The 14,972-nt window shown below is 63.4% G+C and carries 16 protein-coding genes; 7 read left to right on the plus strand and 9 right to left on the minus strand.

Going from position 1 to position 14,972, the window contains the following annotated elements:
• Positions 1–61: 61 nt before the first annotated feature.
• From IGS61_RS26000 to flhD, 6 genes are all read right to left on the minus strand, one after another.
• Complete coding sequence (locus IGS61_RS26000) at positions 62–610, minus strand: chemotaxis protein (protein WP_077401991.1); 549 nt, start codon at positions 608–610, stop codon at positions 62–64.
• A 46-nt stretch (positions 611–656) separates the two neighbouring features.
• Entirely contained in the window at positions 657–1,634 is a 978-nt protein-coding gene (motB, locus tag IGS61_RS26005) for a flagellar motor protein MotB (protein WP_230542226.1), read from the minus strand.
• A gap of 58 nt (positions 1,635–1,692) precedes the next feature.
• A complete protein-coding gene (motA, locus tag IGS61_RS26010; protein WP_034758373.1) occupies positions 1,693–2,553 on the minus strand; it encodes a flagellar motor stator protein MotA in 861 nt (286 codons plus the stop codon).
• Between the two features lie 219 nt (positions 2,554–2,772).
• The gene (locus tag IGS61_RS26015) at positions 2,773–3,534 is read right to left on the minus strand and encodes a class I SAM-dependent methyltransferase (protein ID WP_230542227.1); all 762 of its coding nucleotides are present in this window, start codon (positions 3,532–3,534) and stop codon (positions 2,773–2,775) included.
• 109 nt (positions 3,535–3,643) lie between these two features.
• Entirely contained in the window at positions 3,644–4,207 is a 564-nt protein-coding gene (flhC, locus tag IGS61_RS26020) for a flagellar transcriptional regulator FlhC (protein ID WP_230542228.1), read from the minus strand.
• 117 nt (positions 4,208–4,324) lie between these two features.
• Positions 4,325–4,642 carry a flagellar transcriptional regulator FlhD gene (flhD, locus tag IGS61_RS26025; protein ID WP_010396649.1) on the minus strand — a complete coding sequence of 106 codons (318 nt, stop codon included), beginning with the start codon at positions 4,640–4,642 and terminating at the stop codon, positions 4,325–4,327.
• A 605-nt stretch (positions 4,643–5,247) separates the two neighbouring features.
• On the opposite strand from flhD, the gene kynU reads away from it, so the two are divergent.
• The 6 genes from kynU to IGS61_RS26055 all read left to right on the plus strand — a co-directional run bounded on the left by kynU (position 5,248) and on the right by IGS61_RS26055 (position 12,204).
• Complete coding sequence (gene kynU, locus IGS61_RS26030) at positions 5,248–6,498, plus strand: kynureninase (RefSeq protein ID WP_230542229.1); 1,251 nt, start codon at positions 5,248–5,250, stop codon at positions 6,496–6,498.
• Positions 6,499–6,506: 8 nt separating this feature from the next.
• A complete protein-coding gene (gene kynA / locus IGS61_RS26035; RefSeq protein WP_442908107.1) occupies positions 6,507–7,394 on the plus strand; it encodes a tryptophan 2,3-dioxygenase in 888 nt (295 codons plus the stop codon).
• 15 nt (positions 7,395–7,409) lie between these two features.
• Positions 7,410–7,955: an RBBP9/YdeN family alpha/beta hydrolase gene (locus IGS61_RS26040; RefSeq protein WP_230542230.1), complete on the plus strand. Its 546-nt coding sequence runs from the start codon at positions 7,410–7,412 to the stop codon at positions 7,953–7,955.
• Positions 7,956–8,057: 102 nt separating this feature from the next.
• Positions 8,058–10,124 (plus strand): hypothetical protein, encoded by a 2,067-nt coding sequence (locus IGS61_RS26045; protein ID WP_230542231.1) that lies wholly within the window; start codon positions 8,058–8,060, stop codon positions 10,122–10,124.
• Positions 10,125–10,126: 2 nt separating this feature from the next.
• Entirely contained in the window at positions 10,127–11,146 is a 1,020-nt protein-coding gene (locus tag IGS61_RS26050; RefSeq protein WP_230542232.1) for a hypothetical protein, read from the plus strand.
• Positions 11,147–11,178: 32 nt separating this feature from the next.
• A complete protein-coding gene (locus IGS61_RS26055; protein ID WP_230542233.1) occupies positions 11,179–12,204 on the plus strand; it encodes a hypothetical protein in 1,026 nt (341 codons plus the stop codon).
• A gap of 26 nt (positions 12,205–12,230) precedes the next feature.
• Here IGS61_RS26055 and IGS61_RS26060 read toward each other — a convergent pair whose 3' ends face one another.
• On the minus strand, positions 12,231–13,268 hold the full coding sequence (locus tag IGS61_RS26060) for a hypothetical protein (protein WP_230542234.1): 1,038 nt from the start codon (positions 13,266–13,268) through the stop codon (positions 12,231–12,233).
• Between the two features lie 142 nt (positions 13,269–13,410).
• Between IGS61_RS26060 and IGS61_RS26065 the strand changes: the two genes are divergently transcribed.
• A complete protein-coding gene (locus IGS61_RS26065; protein WP_230542235.1) occupies positions 13,411–14,142 on the plus strand; it encodes an alpha/beta fold hydrolase in 732 nt (243 codons plus the stop codon).
• Here the strand turns inward: IGS61_RS26065 and IGS61_RS26070 are convergent.
• Both IGS61_RS26070 and IGS61_RS26075 read right to left on the minus strand, forming a co-directional pair.
• Positions 14,119–14,484 (minus strand): hypothetical protein, encoded by a 366-nt coding sequence (locus IGS61_RS26070; protein ID WP_230542236.1) that lies wholly within the window; start codon positions 14,482–14,484, stop codon positions 14,119–14,121. The genes IGS61_RS26065 and IGS61_RS26070 overlap by 24 nt on opposite strands.
• Entirely contained in the window at positions 14,481–14,870 is a 390-nt protein-coding gene (locus IGS61_RS26075; protein WP_070219819.1) for a hypothetical protein, read from the minus strand. Before IGS61_RS26075 ends, IGS61_RS26070 begins: the two co-directional genes overlap by 4 nt.
• Positions 14,871–14,972 lie beyond the last annotated feature (102 nt).

The raw sequence follows: 14,972 nt of genomic DNA on the forward strand, positions 1-14,972 counted from the left end.
CATCCTGCCCGAGTATTTGATTAATCAATCCATGCAACCACAAGCATTCCGCACTGGCATGCTAGAACAGCTCGATGTCGCCACTTTCCAAATGCTGTTGACTGACAGCCTTGCGCAGCACGCTGCGCAACTCCAGGCTTTGAATCGCCAGCGCCATGCTGACCCGCCCCAGCAGGGCGACAATTTCTTCATTGTCGCTCTCCGGCAACATCTCCGCGCCATGCGAACCCAGGGTGCCGAGGAACTCGCGCAAGCCCGTCACGCGCTTCAGGGTGCGCTCGATCAGCTGGCTGGTCATATCCTGGAACTGCAGGCTGGTGATGGCCGCATTCACGTAGCCGCCCACTTCATCCTGCAACGCCAGCAGTTTTTCCCGCTGCTGTTCGGCCGGAATACCGCCGTCGAGCAGCAGGGCGATGGTATCTTGCTGCGCTGCGACGGCTGCGTGTATCGCCATGAAATTGAAGGACAGCTTCTCGATCGCCTCTTCCAGCAAGATGCCGGTCTGCACCAGGTCGGTTTCCACCTCCGTCAAGTGCTTGCGGCCATGGTCCGACACGCCAGACAGCAGGCGCTTTACATGCGAGCCAAGTATTTTCTTTCTTGTCATAAAGGTCTCATTGTTTCAATACACCACGCGTTGACAGCCTTGCGTGTTACTTTTTCGCCGCTGCCGGGCCGGTGGCTGGCGCCGCCGCGGGCGGCGCACCGGCCGCCAGCCCCGACGCCACGGCGGCGGAAGCGGCATCGGTCACCGGCAGTTCGATCGCCGCCCCATCGCGCAAGACATTTTCTTCCGTGCGCTTGTTCATGACGATGATGCTGATGCGCCGGTTGATCGGATTGAAGGGGTCGAGCTTGTCCAGGTGGGCGGCCGAGCCCAGCCCCACCACGCGCAAGACTTTTTCTTCCTTCATGCCGCCAATCACCAGTTCGCGCCGCGACGCATTCGCGCGGTCGGCCGACAATTCCCAGTTGCTGTAGCCGGCATCGCTCATATAGGGCGTCGAATCCGTATGGCCGGACAGGCCGATGCGGTTCGGCACTTCATTGAGCACGAAGCCGATGGCGTGCAGGATTTCCTTGGTGTACGGCTGCAGATTCGCATTAGCGAGCGCAAACATCGGACGGTTCTGCTCGTCAACGATCTGGATGCGCAAGCCTTCGCTGGTGATATCGAGCAGCAGCTGGTTCTTGTACTTTTTCAGCAGGGGATTGGCATCGATGGTTGCCTCGATGCGCGCCTTGAGCGCTTGCAGGCGCTTGCCCTCTTCGCGTTCGAGCGCGGCCTTGGCGGAATTGAGGTCGAAGGACTTGCGCTGCTGCTCTTCCTGCGCCTTGCGCACCTGCCCATCCTGGCGCGACAGATCCTGGCCGCCACCCTGGATCACGGAATTGCTCTCGCCGCTGCCGGAGCCGCCCGCCATGGCCACTTTCAACGGCGTCTTGAAGAACTCGGAAATGCCGTTCAAGTCGCCTTTCGAGGTGGAACCGAGCAGCCACATCAGCAGGAAGAAGGCCATCATGGCCGTGACAAAGTCGGCGTAGGCGATTTTCCACGCCCCGCCATGGTGCCCGCCAGCCGTCTTCTTGATACGCTTGACGATAATCGGGCGCATGCCTTCATCGGCCATGGCGTCCCCCTTCCGTGTGCTGCAAATGACTCATGGTGTCCAGGCGTATATTCACTGCTTACTTCGTTTTCGATTTCTTGATGTGGTCTTCCAGCTCATTGAACGTCGGACGCTCGGTCGAGAACAGCACCTTGCGGCCGAACTCCACGGCCAGCGCCGGCGCATAGCCGTTCAGGCTGGCCAGCAGCGTCACTTTCACGCACTGGAACATCTTGCTCGACTCTTCCAGCTTCTGCTCCAGCAGGCTGGCCAGCGGGCCGACGAAGCCATACGCCAGCAAAATGCCGAGGAAGGTGCCGACCAGCGCGTGCGCGATCAGCATGCCCAGCTCAGCCGGCGGGATGCCCACCGACTCCATCGTGTGCACCACGCCCATGACGGCGGCGACGATACCGAACGCGGGCAAGCCGTCGCCCACCTTGGCGATCACGTGGGCCGGCACGGCGCCTTCGTGATGGTGCGTCTCGATCTCATTATCCATCAGGTTTTCGATCTGGAAGGCATCCATATTGCCCGACACCATCAGGCGCAGGTAATCGGTCATGAATTCGACGATATGGTGGTCGGCCAGCACGGCCGGATACTTGGAAAACAGCGGACTCTCTTCCGGCTTGTCGATATCGCCTTCGATCGACATCAAGCCTTCCTTGCGCACCTTGCTGAGCACTTCGAACAACAGCGACATCAGTTCCATGTACAGCTCTTTGGTATAACGCGAACCCTTGAACAGGCTCGGCAAGGCGGCGATCGTCGCCTTGATGGCCTTGTTATTGTTACCAACAAGGAAGGCGCCCAGGGCGGCGCCGCCGATCATCAGCAACTCCAGCGGCTGGAACAGCGCCGCCAGATGGCCGCCGGCCATTGCGAAGCCGCCAAAGACCGAGGCGCAGACGATGATGTATCCGATTATGACTAACAAGTGCCCTGACTCCCAATAATGGCCGGGGCTGTGTGCCCGGCATGTTCAAACCTGTTTCTGTCTTCTGGCGGCTGCGCCGCCGGCAAAGACAGCGGCAAAAAAAGCAACCGGAAGTTAATTGAAATGCGTTGCTTTTCAATGCAATTCCGAGAAAATGCCGTGTGGAACTACAATAACGTGAGATTGCCCTACGGGCAAGCAAATAACGCAGACAATTGCTTAAAAGCACCATATGTAAAGTAAAGGGCCACCCTCTGTGGCGGCGATGGTCTTATCGGGCTCGCGTGCCGCAATCTGGAATTCGTAACTAAGAAGCATGCTACCGGGCAACATTTCCTTTTCCGCCTTGCTCCACAGGGCCGCCATCGCCGCCGGCGACAGGTAGGCAAACACGGCATCATAGCGGCCGAAATCGAGTGCCGCGTAGTCGCCGCGCAGGAAGCGCGCGCGGCTTCCCGCCAGCCGCGCGCGCAAGCGGCTGACCAGCCACGGCAACGGCGCCAGCTCGATGCCGGAAAACTGTCCATCGGGCCGGCGCCGCGCCAGTTCCAGCACCAGGCCGCCCAGGCCGCTGCCGATATCGACCAGCCGCACGCCGGGCCTGTCCGCGATCAGCCCGGCCACCGCCTGCCACACCTTCGGCCCCGACGGGTAAAACGGCACTTGCGTGCGGAACGTGGACCAGTACAGGCTGAGCAGGAAAACAAAGGCGGCAAGGAACACGGCCGGGGGCAAATCGAGCAGGCTGGCGCCCAGCAAGGCGGGCGCAAACAGCAAGCCGATGGCGCACCACCAGCGCGCCAGACCCGCGCGCCACGTGATGAGCGCCGCCAGCCCGCCCTGCAGAACGGCCACGGCCGGCAGCGACATGGCCGCGCCGGCGCGCGCCAGAGCATATACCAATAGCAACATCAAGGGAAAAGCCAGCATCTGGATCAGGATGGCCTTGAGCGCGGGCGCACGCAGGATTTGTTGCAGCATGGGATGATCGAAGGAGGAAAACGCCAGTGTAAGCGAAAGCAGCGGCAAAAAGCCGGAGTCCGGTCTGGCGACCGCTCCGGCTTTCACTGAGATACTTATCGGGGCAGGATCAGGCGACGATGCCCGGCGGCGCGACGGCGGCCGCTTCATCGCGCGCCTTCTTGGTCTTGCCGGCGCGCGAAGGCATGTGGCACAGGCCGCACACATAATCGGCGTTCAGGTCGAGGCAGTTGACGACAAACTTGCCGCCGCATTTGCCGCAGGGCGCCATGTCCAGCATCTTGCTGCTGAAAAAGCGCACCAGGGTCCAGGCCCGCGTCAGCGACAGCAGCGGCTCTTCGCCCGCTTCGGGCGGCATCTGTTCCAGATACAGCTTATAGGCCTTCATCACCGCTTCGATACCGGTGGCGCCCGCGTGGTCAACGAGGAATTTGTGGATATTGATGAACAGCGAGGAATGGATATTCGGTTGCCAGGTAAGGAACCAGTCGGTGGAAAACGGCAGCATGCCCTTGGGCGGCGAGACGCCCTTCAATTCCTTATACAGGTTCAGCAGGCGTTCGCGCGACAGCGACACTTCCGTCTCCAGCAGTTGCAGGCGTGCGCCCAGCTGTATCAGTTCGATGGCCAGCTGGATTTCCTGCGCTTCCGATACGACACTTTTCTTGGCCATGCTGTGCGCTCCGCAACTGACTGATACTGACTGACTGACTGACTGATACTAACTAAAAGATTGCCAGAAAAATGTTCAGGGCAATGCAACGCCGCCATGGACGTTTTAATGGGAAGCTTAAGCGATTTCTTCGACGCCCTGGCCGGCCATGAGGATGGCAGCGTGCGACTGGGCCAGCGAGCGGTCTTTATTGTAGTTCGTCAGCATGCCCAGGATGGCGCTGTCGTCGAAGCGGAAGCGTGCCAGCATCATGTTGCCGCCAGCCAGTTTCAGGATCTGCGCATTGCTCATGCCTTCGATGAGCTCGGCGATGTCGGCGGCAATGCCCAAACGGAAGATGGCCGTTACCTTGTCCGCACGAATCATTTGCTGGGCCAGCATCAGGTAGCTCAGGTTAGCGTCGCGAATCTCAGCCATCATGTCGTTAGCAGTCATTTCCATCTCCTCAATCCGTTGAATTCAGCTGGCGTTGTGTGTTGCCAGTGAGATACATTCTGCAGGAGCAACATCAAACGCAACAGAGGCGTAGCGCTGTATTTTTGGTCGGGGAATAGCGGATGGGGCCGTAGGTGTTTGTCTGACAAACACCGCTCGACCATGGTCGCACGCCAGCAACGGCGCGGATTCTTGAGATACGCAAGGAGCCAGATTTGCCTGACTTTCCGCTTGCAATGAAATCACTTTTTTACAACAACTTGACCTTAATCAAGCCATCTAACTGAGGTAACGGCAGCTTCGACGGGAACTTTAGGCTTATTTTTAAAAATATTTAAAAAATTTAGGACGCCTGCCTGACCGATTACCGCCGTTCATGTATTTGTTGACGGCGCCATATCGCAGAACTTTAGGGGTTCTTGAAAATATTTTTTAAAATCGTGATTTTTTTCGTTGACGCCCCGCAAGCGGGTATTTTTTCGCCGCTTTTCCATGCCGGGAATCGCGCTTTGCGGCAGGGATTTGCTACACTGCCACTTCCGCATGATACTTTAAGCCTCAAGCAATATCATGCCATCCAGACAAGTATCAACATGAAAGCCACCATGATTTCTCGACATGACTGCAGTGCGCGCGACCTCGACGATCCCCTGGCGCCCCTGCGCCAGCAATTCGACTTGCCGCAAGGCGTGATTTACCTCGATGGCAATTCCCTGGGCGCGCGGCCGAAGGCGGCCCTGGCCCGCGCCCAGCACGTCATCACGGCCGAATGGGGCACGGACCTGATCCGCAGCTGGAATACGGCGGGCTGGTTCGACCTGCCCAAACGCCTCGGCGACCGCCTGGCACCGCTGCTGGGCGCCGGCACGGGCGAAGTGGTGATCACCGACACCACCTCCATCAACCTGTTCAAGGCCCTGGCCGCCGCCCTGCAGATGCAGGCCAGCGATCCCGCGCAGGCCGCGCGGCGCGTCATCGTCAGCGAACGCAGCAACTTCCCCACCGACCTGTACATGGCGCAAGGCCTGGCCGCCTGGCTCGACCGCGGCTACCAGCTGCGCCTGGTCGACAGTCCCGAAGAACTGGCGCAAGCCATCGACGCCGATTGCGCCATCGCCATGCTCACGCACGTCAACTACCGCACCGGCTACCAACACGACATGGCCGCCATCAGCAGCCATTGCCACGCGCAGGGCGCGCTAGCGCTGTGGGACCTGGCCCATTCGGCCGGCGCCGTGCCGCTGGACCTGAACGGCGCCGGCGCCGACCTGGCCGTCGGCTGCACCTATAAATACCTGAACGGCGGCCCCGGCTCGCCCGCCTTCATCTGGGTGCCGGCAAGACACCAGGCGCGCTTCCGCCAGCCGCTGTCCGGATGGTGGGGCCACGCCACGCCGTTCGCCATGGACCCGGGTTTCGCGCCCGCCGACGGCATCGCCCGCGCCCTGTGCGGCACGCAGCCGATTCTCTCGCTGGCCCTGGTCGAATGCGGCCTCGATATCTTTGCGCAAACGAGCATGGAAGCCATTCGCCGCAAGTCGCTGGCCCTGACCGATTTGTTCATCGCGCTGGTGGAACAGCGCTGCGCCAGCCATCCGCTGGGCCTCGTCACGCCGCGCGAGCATGCGCGGCGCGGCAGCCAGGTCAGCTTCACGCACCCGCACGGCTATGCCGTGATGCAGGCGCTGATCGCGCGCGGCGTGATCGGCGACTACCGCGAGCCGGCCATCATGCGCTTCGGCTTCACGCCCCTGTACACGAGCTTTGCCGACGTGTGGGATGCCGTGGAAATCCTGCGCGACATTCTCGACACCCAAGCCTACGACATCGCCGCCAGGCGCGATGCCGTCACCTGAACCATCCCATGAGCGACGACAAGAATATGAACAAGGAAAACACCAGCGGCTGCCCCATGCATGCGGGCGCCCAGGATGCGCAGTGGCATGGCGCGCAGATGGATTTCAGCGAATCGATGAGCTACGGTAACTACCTGGCGCTGGACCGCATCCTGACGGCCCAGCATCCGCTCTCCCCCAACCACAACGAGATGCTGTTCATCGTGCAGCACCAGACGAGTGAATTGTGGATGAAGCTGATGCTGCACGAAATGCACGCCGTGCGTGCCAACCTGCAAAGCGGCGACCTGGCGCCCGCGTTTAAAATGCTGGCCCGCGTGGCGCGCATCATGGATCAATTGGTGCATGCCTGGGACGTGCTGGCCACCATGACGCCGCCCGAATACACGGCTATCCGGCCCTACCTGGGCGCCTCGTCCGGCTTCCAGTCCTTCCAGTACCGCGAAATCGAATTCATCCTGGGGAACAAGAACGCCGCCCTGCTCAACGTGCATACCACGGCCCCCGACACCTACAAGACGCTCGACGCCGCCCTGCGCGCGCCGTCCGTCTACGACGAAGCCATCAAGCTGCTGGCACGCAGCGGTCTGCCCATCGCCCCCGAGCGCCTGGCCGCCGACTGGACCCTGCCGACCGCCGCCGACGCCTCCGTCAAGGCGGCCTGGCTGGAAGTCTACCGCGACCCGTCGAAACACTGGGCCCTGTACGAGCTGGCCGAAAAACTGGTGGATCTGGAAACGGCCTTCCGCTTCTGGCGCTTCCGCCATGTGACGACGGTGGAGCGCATCATCGGCTTCAAGACGGGCACGGGCGGCACGGCGGGCGTGAGTTATTTGCGCAAGATGCTCGACGTGGTATTGTTCCCTGAATTATTTGCCCTGCGCACGGAGTTGTAACCTCAAGGAGCATCGATGTCGCCTCTCGTACTGACCCTGGCCGGCCTGTGGAATTCCGGGCCGCAGCATTGGCAAACCCATTGGGAAGCGCGCCACCCGCAATGGTCGCGCGTGCCGCACGGGGAATGGCAGACGCCGGACAAGGAAGAATGGGTGGCGGAGCTCGACCGCGCCATCGCCGCCTGCGAGCGCCCGCCCGTGCTGGCGGCGCACAGCCTGGCCTGCACGCTGGTGGCCCACTGGGCGGCCAGCGGTTCGCCGCACAGGATCGCCGGCGCCTTCCTCGTCGCCCCCAGCGATGTGGACGCGCCCTCCTACCCGTCCGGCACCACGGGTTTCTCTCCCATGCCGCTGCAAGCCTTGCCCTTTCCGACCCTGGTGGTGGCCAGCGGCGATGATCCCTATGTCAGCTTCGCGCGGGCGCGCGCGTTCGCCGCCGCCTGGGGCAGCGATTTCACCATGATCGGCGACGCCGGCCATATCAACGGCGATGCCGGCTACGGCCCGTGGCCGGACGGCGAACAGCTGCTGCTGGACTTCTGCGCCGCCCACCAGCCCTGAACCGGGGTGCGCACACGATAGACGCGCGCGCATTTGCCCACAAGTAAGAACGCAGGCAGAATCGTGGCCTTTCCATTGCGGCGCCCCGGTGCCAGCCTTACGATGAAACGTCCGTTCTTGCCCGTTCTCCTGCCCTTGCTCCTCTGTTCCGCGCTGGCCCACGGCGCGCCCTTCTACGAAGGCAAGAGCCTCGCCCATCCCGCCATCAGCGCCTCGCAGGATAGCGGCCTCGACATCGCCTTCCTCAAGGAAAAAGACGGCGTCAACGGCTATTACTGCGAGTGCACGAACAGCGCTTCGAAAACCTTCCTGCTCGACCAGTTCGGCAACGCCGTCATCCGCTCCGTCTTCTACGCGTCACTGGACAAGGAATCGGACAGCAGCGTGCAAACCATGCTGGTGCTGTTCCGCCAGGGCGACAGGAGCGGCCTGCGCGCCTACCGCTACCACCGCAGTTCCGGCAAGTACCGGCGCCTCGACGGCTTGCAGCCGGCACTAAACCGCATCGCCGCGCAAACCACCTTGCCCAATGCGGGCCAGGTCAAGGCGGCACTGGCGAAACTGGCGCCGATGGACTACAGCGTCGCGCGCGGCAAAAGCGGCAATGCAGACTTCGACGCCATCGACCATACGCAAGGCACCGTCGTCGGCTACTACAGCGACGACGGCAAGCCTGTGGCGTCCGACAGCAAGGACGCCATCACCTACAAGAAAACCTTCCAGAAAAAGGGCGAGCGTTTTCTCACGGCCAGCTACACGCTGTACAGCGATGCGGGCGCCGGCATCCTGCCCAATTACCGCCTGTGGCAAGTGACGTGGGAAACGGCGCCGAAACAGTTTACGGGCAGCGAAGACGGCCCGTCCGTCATCTACAGCCTGGCCTGGGACGACGGTTCGGTGGTCGAGCGGGGCCAGTACGCGAAAGGCAAGCGCCAGGGCCTGTGGGTGCGCGAGGGCATGCACGAAGGCAGCGAAAAAGGCCATTTCGTCGACGGCCTGCAAGAAGGCCTGTGGTCCTTCAACTATCCCAAGCAGAGCGAGAGCGGCATGTACCGGGCCGGCAAGCGCGAAGGCCGCTGGACGGTCGTCAACTATGCCGATGAAGAGGAAGTGACGGGCTTCGACACCTACGCGGGCGGCCAGCTGAACGGCCCGCACGAACGCCGCATGGGCGGCAAGCTGCAAACGCGCGGCAACTACGTCAACGGCACACGCCATGGGCAGTGGATCACGGAAGACGGCGACGGCAGCTTTATCGACGGCTTGCGCGACGGCCCGTGGAAGCTCAAGCTCAAGGACAAGGGCACGCAAAGCGTCGCTTTTGTGAAAGGCAAAAAACAGGGCGAGGCCCTGGACACGGATGCGCAGGGCGCGCTGCGCCAGCGCGACCATTACCAGGCGGGCGTGCTCGATGGCAGCCGCACGCGCTACCTGGGCCCGGCCGGCAAGGAATACGTGGTCTACACGGCCACCTACCGCAACGGCCAGCTCGATGGACGCGAACAGGCGTTCGACGACAGCGGCAAGATCCTGCGCCTCGACACCTTATGGGACAACGGCAAGAAGCAGGGTCTCGATGCGCGCTACTACCCAAACGGCAAGCCGGAACGCCTGGCCGTCATCGACCAGGGCCGCCTGCTCACGCACCTGCGCGAATACTATGAAGACGGCCAGCTGCTCAACGACATCCACCGCTGCACCTTCAAGGAGTACGGCAGCACGCGCGACGACGTGTGCGAGTACCACCACATGTACTACCCGGACGGCAAGCCGCAGTATTACTATGCCTTCCAGTATGGCCAGCGCCAGGAAGGCTATTCGAACTACCCGAACGGCAAGCGCAAGGACGAACTGCTGGTCGACCGCGCCGCCGACACCTCCGTCGTCAACGCGTATTACGAAAGCGGCCAGCTCAAATGCACGGAGCCGCGCAGCGGCCACAGCACGCGCACGGTCAACGGCGAAACCATGATCAGCTACGCTTCGGCCGACCGCGATGGCGACAATATCTGCTACCACCCGAACGGCAAGGTGGCCAGCATTTACACCTTCCGCAAGCGCGTGCTCGTCGAATGCGGCAAGCGCTACGATGACACGGGCAAGCAGACGTTTCCCGGCCCGGAGGGCTGCCCGCCCCCCAGGAAAGTCGACTACCCGATAGGACTGTGACGATGACGCAAACAAGACAGCCGCAGCGCATCCAGAATCCCGAGCGCATCGATGCCGGGGCGATCCGCGCCGCCATCGCGGGCGGTCAAGAGGTGCTGGTGCAGTTCAATACCCTGGCCGAGCCGGCGCCGCTGCTGGCCGACCTCGACGCCCTGGCCGCAACCTGCGGTACGGCGCTGACCATCCGCATCTACGGCTACGACCCGAGGGTGTTCGATGCCCGCATCCTGCGCGCGCTGCCGCATGTCGCCAGCCTGTCCATCGATTGCCACCGGCAAGCCATCCATCTGGAAGCGCTGGGCGAGCTGCGGCACCTGAAGCGCCTGAGCCTGGGCGTGTACGAGCTGGCGCAAGGCGACATCTTGCAACTGGAGAATTTGCGCGCCCTCGAATACCTGAACCTGGGCGAATCGGCCAGGAACAATATCGACCTGGCGCCCCTGCGCCAGTATGCGCACCTGGCCAGCCTCGTCATCGAGGGCCACAGCCAGCACATCGAAACCCTGGCCAGCCTGCCGGCGCTGCACGAGCTGTCGCTGTACCGCATCAAGAACAAGGTGGCGCTCGATTTCATCTCGGAGATGAACCGCCTGGACAGGCTGCTGTTGCAGCTGGGCGGCCGCGAATCAATCGCGGACATCGAGGCGCCGCTGCTGAGGAAACTGGAAGTGATACGCGTGCGCGGCCTGGAAACGCTGGGCGATATCGGCCGTTTCCCGCTGTTGCAGGCGCTATGGGTGGAAGACCAGATCAAGCTGCGGCAGATCGCGCTGGGGCCCAATTCCGTGCTCGAACGCCTGAACCTGCACACCTGCAAGACGCTCGACAGCCTGCCCGGCCTGGCCACCCTGCCTGCCCTGCGCCAGCTGTCGGCATCGGAAACCCTGCTCGACGTGGACGCACTGCTGCAGGATCTGCCCGCGTCGCTGACGCACGTGCGTCTGCGCACGGGCAAAAAAACACGCGACGACGCCATCGCGGCGCAACTGGCGGAGCGCGGCTACGCCACGCCACGCCAGTAAGCAGCATTCCATTCACCTCCCGGAACCCGCCCATGTACCAGCCACCAGTGCAGGAACGCATCCATCAACCGGTCCACATCGATGCCGCCGCCGTCCGCGCGTGCATAGACCAGGGCGAACAGGTGGTCATTCAATTCACGCAGGACCGCCTGCCGGCGCCGCTGCTGGCCAGCCTCGATGCACTGGCCTCCACTTGCGGAACGGCGCTGGAGATCCGCTTCTTCGGCGCCAGTACCCGGCCTTTCGACGCCCGCGTGCTGCGCGCGCTGCCGCATGCCGTCAACCTGTCGCTCGACTGCCACATGCGCGCCATCCACCTGGAGCAGCTGGGCGGCCTGAGCCACTTGAAGCGCCTGTGCCTGGGCGTGCATCACCTGGCCGAAGGCGACATCCTGGCGCTGGACAACCTGCGCGGCCTGGAAGCACTGAGCCTGGAGCCAACGGCCAGGGCGCATATCGACCTGGCGCCGCTGCGGCACTGGAAGCGGCTGACGCAGCTGCATACTGCCGGCCACGCGAAAAACATCGAGGCAATCACCGCCGTGCCAACGCTGGCAAAGTTGACGCTGGCGCAGATCAAAAGCAAGGATGACGTGGACTTCATCGGCGCAATGCCGGCGCTGGAGCGGCTGTGCTTTATCCTGGGAGGGCGGACATCGATCGCCCACGTCACGGCGCCGCGGCTGCGGGAGCTTGAAGTGGCGCGCGTGCGCGGACTGGAAGACCTGGGCGACATCGGCCGCTTTCCGCACCTGGAGCGGCTGTCGGTGGAAGACCAGAGTCAGGTGAAGGAAGTACGGCTGGGCGCCAACCCGGCGCTGGCATGGCTGGTTCTGCGCAATTGCAAGGCCATCGAGCACCTGAGCGGCCTCCCGGGCTTGCCTGCGCTACAGGCGCTGGCCGTGCACATGACGCGGCTCGATATCGATGCGCTGCTGGCCGCGAGCATGCCGGCCGCATTAAAGCAGCTGAGTTTTTCGACGGGAGCAAAAAAACGCGACGACGCAATCCGCGCGCAATTGACGCAACTCGGTTACGCCATGGCGCCCTACTATTGACAACAGCTCTGACAGCAACGCTGAAATCAGCGGCTGGCCGCCAGCTTGCGCTGCCATAGCGCCACGTCGATCATCACGCCGTCCGCGCCCGTGTTGCGGATGTAGACGCGGTAGCTGCCCTGTCCCATGTCGCCATCAAGGTAAGCCGTGCGCTCGTTGCGCTGCAGCCTGGCGCCCTTGGCCAGTTGGCGGTAGCGCTCGACCACCGTGTCGAAACTGGCATAGCTGCGCAGCGCCACTTCCAGGTCGCGCGGCGGGCGGCCTTCGGCATGGTCCAGCACATTGGTCTGTTTCTTGCCCTTGAGCGTGAGCGGATAGGCAAACACGCCGGCGCCGGCCGACGTCAGCACCGTCGATTTATCGAGCAGCAGCGGCAGCAGCGCCGGCGGGTAGGCGGGCGGCAGCTGGGCACGGTTCCAGCCCGGCAGGGCCGGCTGCGCCAGCACGTATTCGACGCTGGCGATCTTCTGTCCGTCGGCGCCCGCTTCCTTGTCGCCCGCGATCAGCGCCAGCATGGGCGGCAATTGCCTGGCCCAGGCCAGCAAGGGCGCCGCATCTCCAACCAGCATGCCCTTGCGGTGGAACACCGTCAGCACGGCATTCGGATCGGGATTGCAGACTTTCGCCAGCGGCTGGCCCTCCAGGCGGCAATGTCCGTTGACCAGGCCAAAGGCGATGATGACGCCGCGCTTGTCGAGCAGCATGGCGCCCCGTTCGCGCCCCTGCTTGCGGTCATTCATCGACGCCAGCAACTGGCGGCCATCGGCCAGCACGGTGCGCGTGGCGTCGCGCTTTTCGCTGATCGCCTCGAGCGCCTGCGCCAGCAGCAATTCATCGTCTTCCGTGTAGCTGCCGCGCGCGTAGCCGAAGAAATCGAACAGGGCCGCGCGCACTTGCGGGTCTTCGCTCAGGCGCGGCAAGGGACCGCCGGCCAGCAGGGAGGACAGGCTTTTCCCGGCCGGCGCCGAAGGTGCCGCCGTGGCGCGGGCGGGCTGGGAAAGGACGCAGGCCGCTGCCAGCAAGGCGCCGCCCAGGGTGCGGTAATTCGAAAAGATGATATGCATGATTCTGTCTGTCGGGGGATTTGGCCGCCACCAGTGGCCGCTGGCCACGCATGACGCGCCGCCGATTCTAGCATGGCGCCAGCCCCCATGCGGTGCGGCAGGCGGACGGCGCGCGCATCGGCGGGCTGGTATGATGGCCGCAATGACGATCTCTCACCCCGCCTCGCCACTGCTTGTCCTCCTGCCCGGCATGGATGGCACGGCCCGGCTCTTCCACCGCTTTGACGCCGCCTTGCGCGCGCAGAGCGCCATCGCCACCCAGGCCATCGCTTATCCCGCTGCACCGCTCGACTACGCGGCACTCGAAGCGTTCGTGCGCGAACGCCTGCCGCAGGACCGTCCCTTCGTCGTGCTGGCCGAATCGTTTTCGGGACCGCTGGGGGCCGCCCTGCGCGCCGATCCGCCGCCCGGCATGCGCGCCCTGGTCCTGTGCTGTTCGTTTGTGCGCAATCCGCGCCCGATGCTGGCGCCGCTGCGCCACCTGCTGGGCTGTGTGCCCTTCGGCGCCCTGCCCGGCTTCGCCCTGCGCCAGGCGCTGCTGGCGCCCTGCGCCACGCCGGAACTGCAGGCGGAACTGGCGGCGGCACTGGCGCAAGTGCCGCCTGCCGTGCTGCGCCAGCGCCTGCGCGCCGTGCTGGAAACCGACGCCTCGCGCAGCTTCGCGCGCGGCAGCCTGCCCGTGCTGTATCTGCGTGGCCGCCACGACCGCCTGGTGCCACCGGCGAACGCCGTGCAGATACTGCGCCTGGCACCGGGCGCGCAACTGGCCGACATCGCCGCGCCGCACATGCTGCTGCAGGCGGCGCCGGAAGCGGCCGCCGACGCCGTCGCTGCTTTTATTACAAGCCTGTCAACCCCGCAAATACCCGCTTAAACGCGCGCTGGCCAGCACGGCCAGCCAGCTCAAGCCGCCCGACAGCACGCTGAAGTAGATGGCCCGCAGCGGATGCTGCGGCAGCAGATACGCCAGCACGGCTACGCCCAGCAAGCCGCACAGCGCAGGCTTCCACCAGCCGGGCGGCAGCAGCGCCAGCAGCAGATTCGTGCCCGCATACACGTAAAACACGAGCAGCAGGGCCAGGCCACCCGCCACGCCGCGCGAGCCGAGGCTGCCGAACAGCTGCGTGTACAAATAAAACCCCAGCCAGCTCAATGCGATAAACAGCAGGCAGCCCAGCGCATGCGCACCCAGGCCCGCCATCAGGCGAATTTTCACGGTTGCTTGAGTACGGGAATGAAGCGGTGGCCGCAGGCATGGCACATGAAGGTACGCGCATACTTGTCCTGCAAGGCGGCGGCCTCCTTGTCCCAATTGGCGACGAAGGACGTTTGCGACAAGGCGACGGAGACGACACCCCCTGCCACGAAGATCCAGAACAGGCCATTTGCGCCAGCCTGGTAAAAGATGACGGCGGCGATGACAAAAATGATCACGCCCAACACGATCAGCCCCACCTTCTGGTGGGTCTGCATCGTCGGCCCGGCGGCCTGGCGCGACAACAAGGTCTGGCTGCGCGTATGCGCATGACCGTGGATGAAATCACCATCGATCCTGCCCGAGATATGGGTAGAGGTGCCGGAAATGCCGGAGGCATGCACCATGGAGAGACGTTGAATGTTGGAACTGTCACATGCCGGGCAATGCGCCATTGCTATTTCCATAAAATAAAATAATCGCGCACTGTAGCATAAAAAAGCCGGCCC

This window comes from Janthinobacterium sp. FW305-129 (assembly GCF_020858115.1).
GTDB lineage: Bacteria > Pseudomonadota > Gammaproteobacteria > Burkholderiales > Burkholderiaceae_D > Janthinobacterium.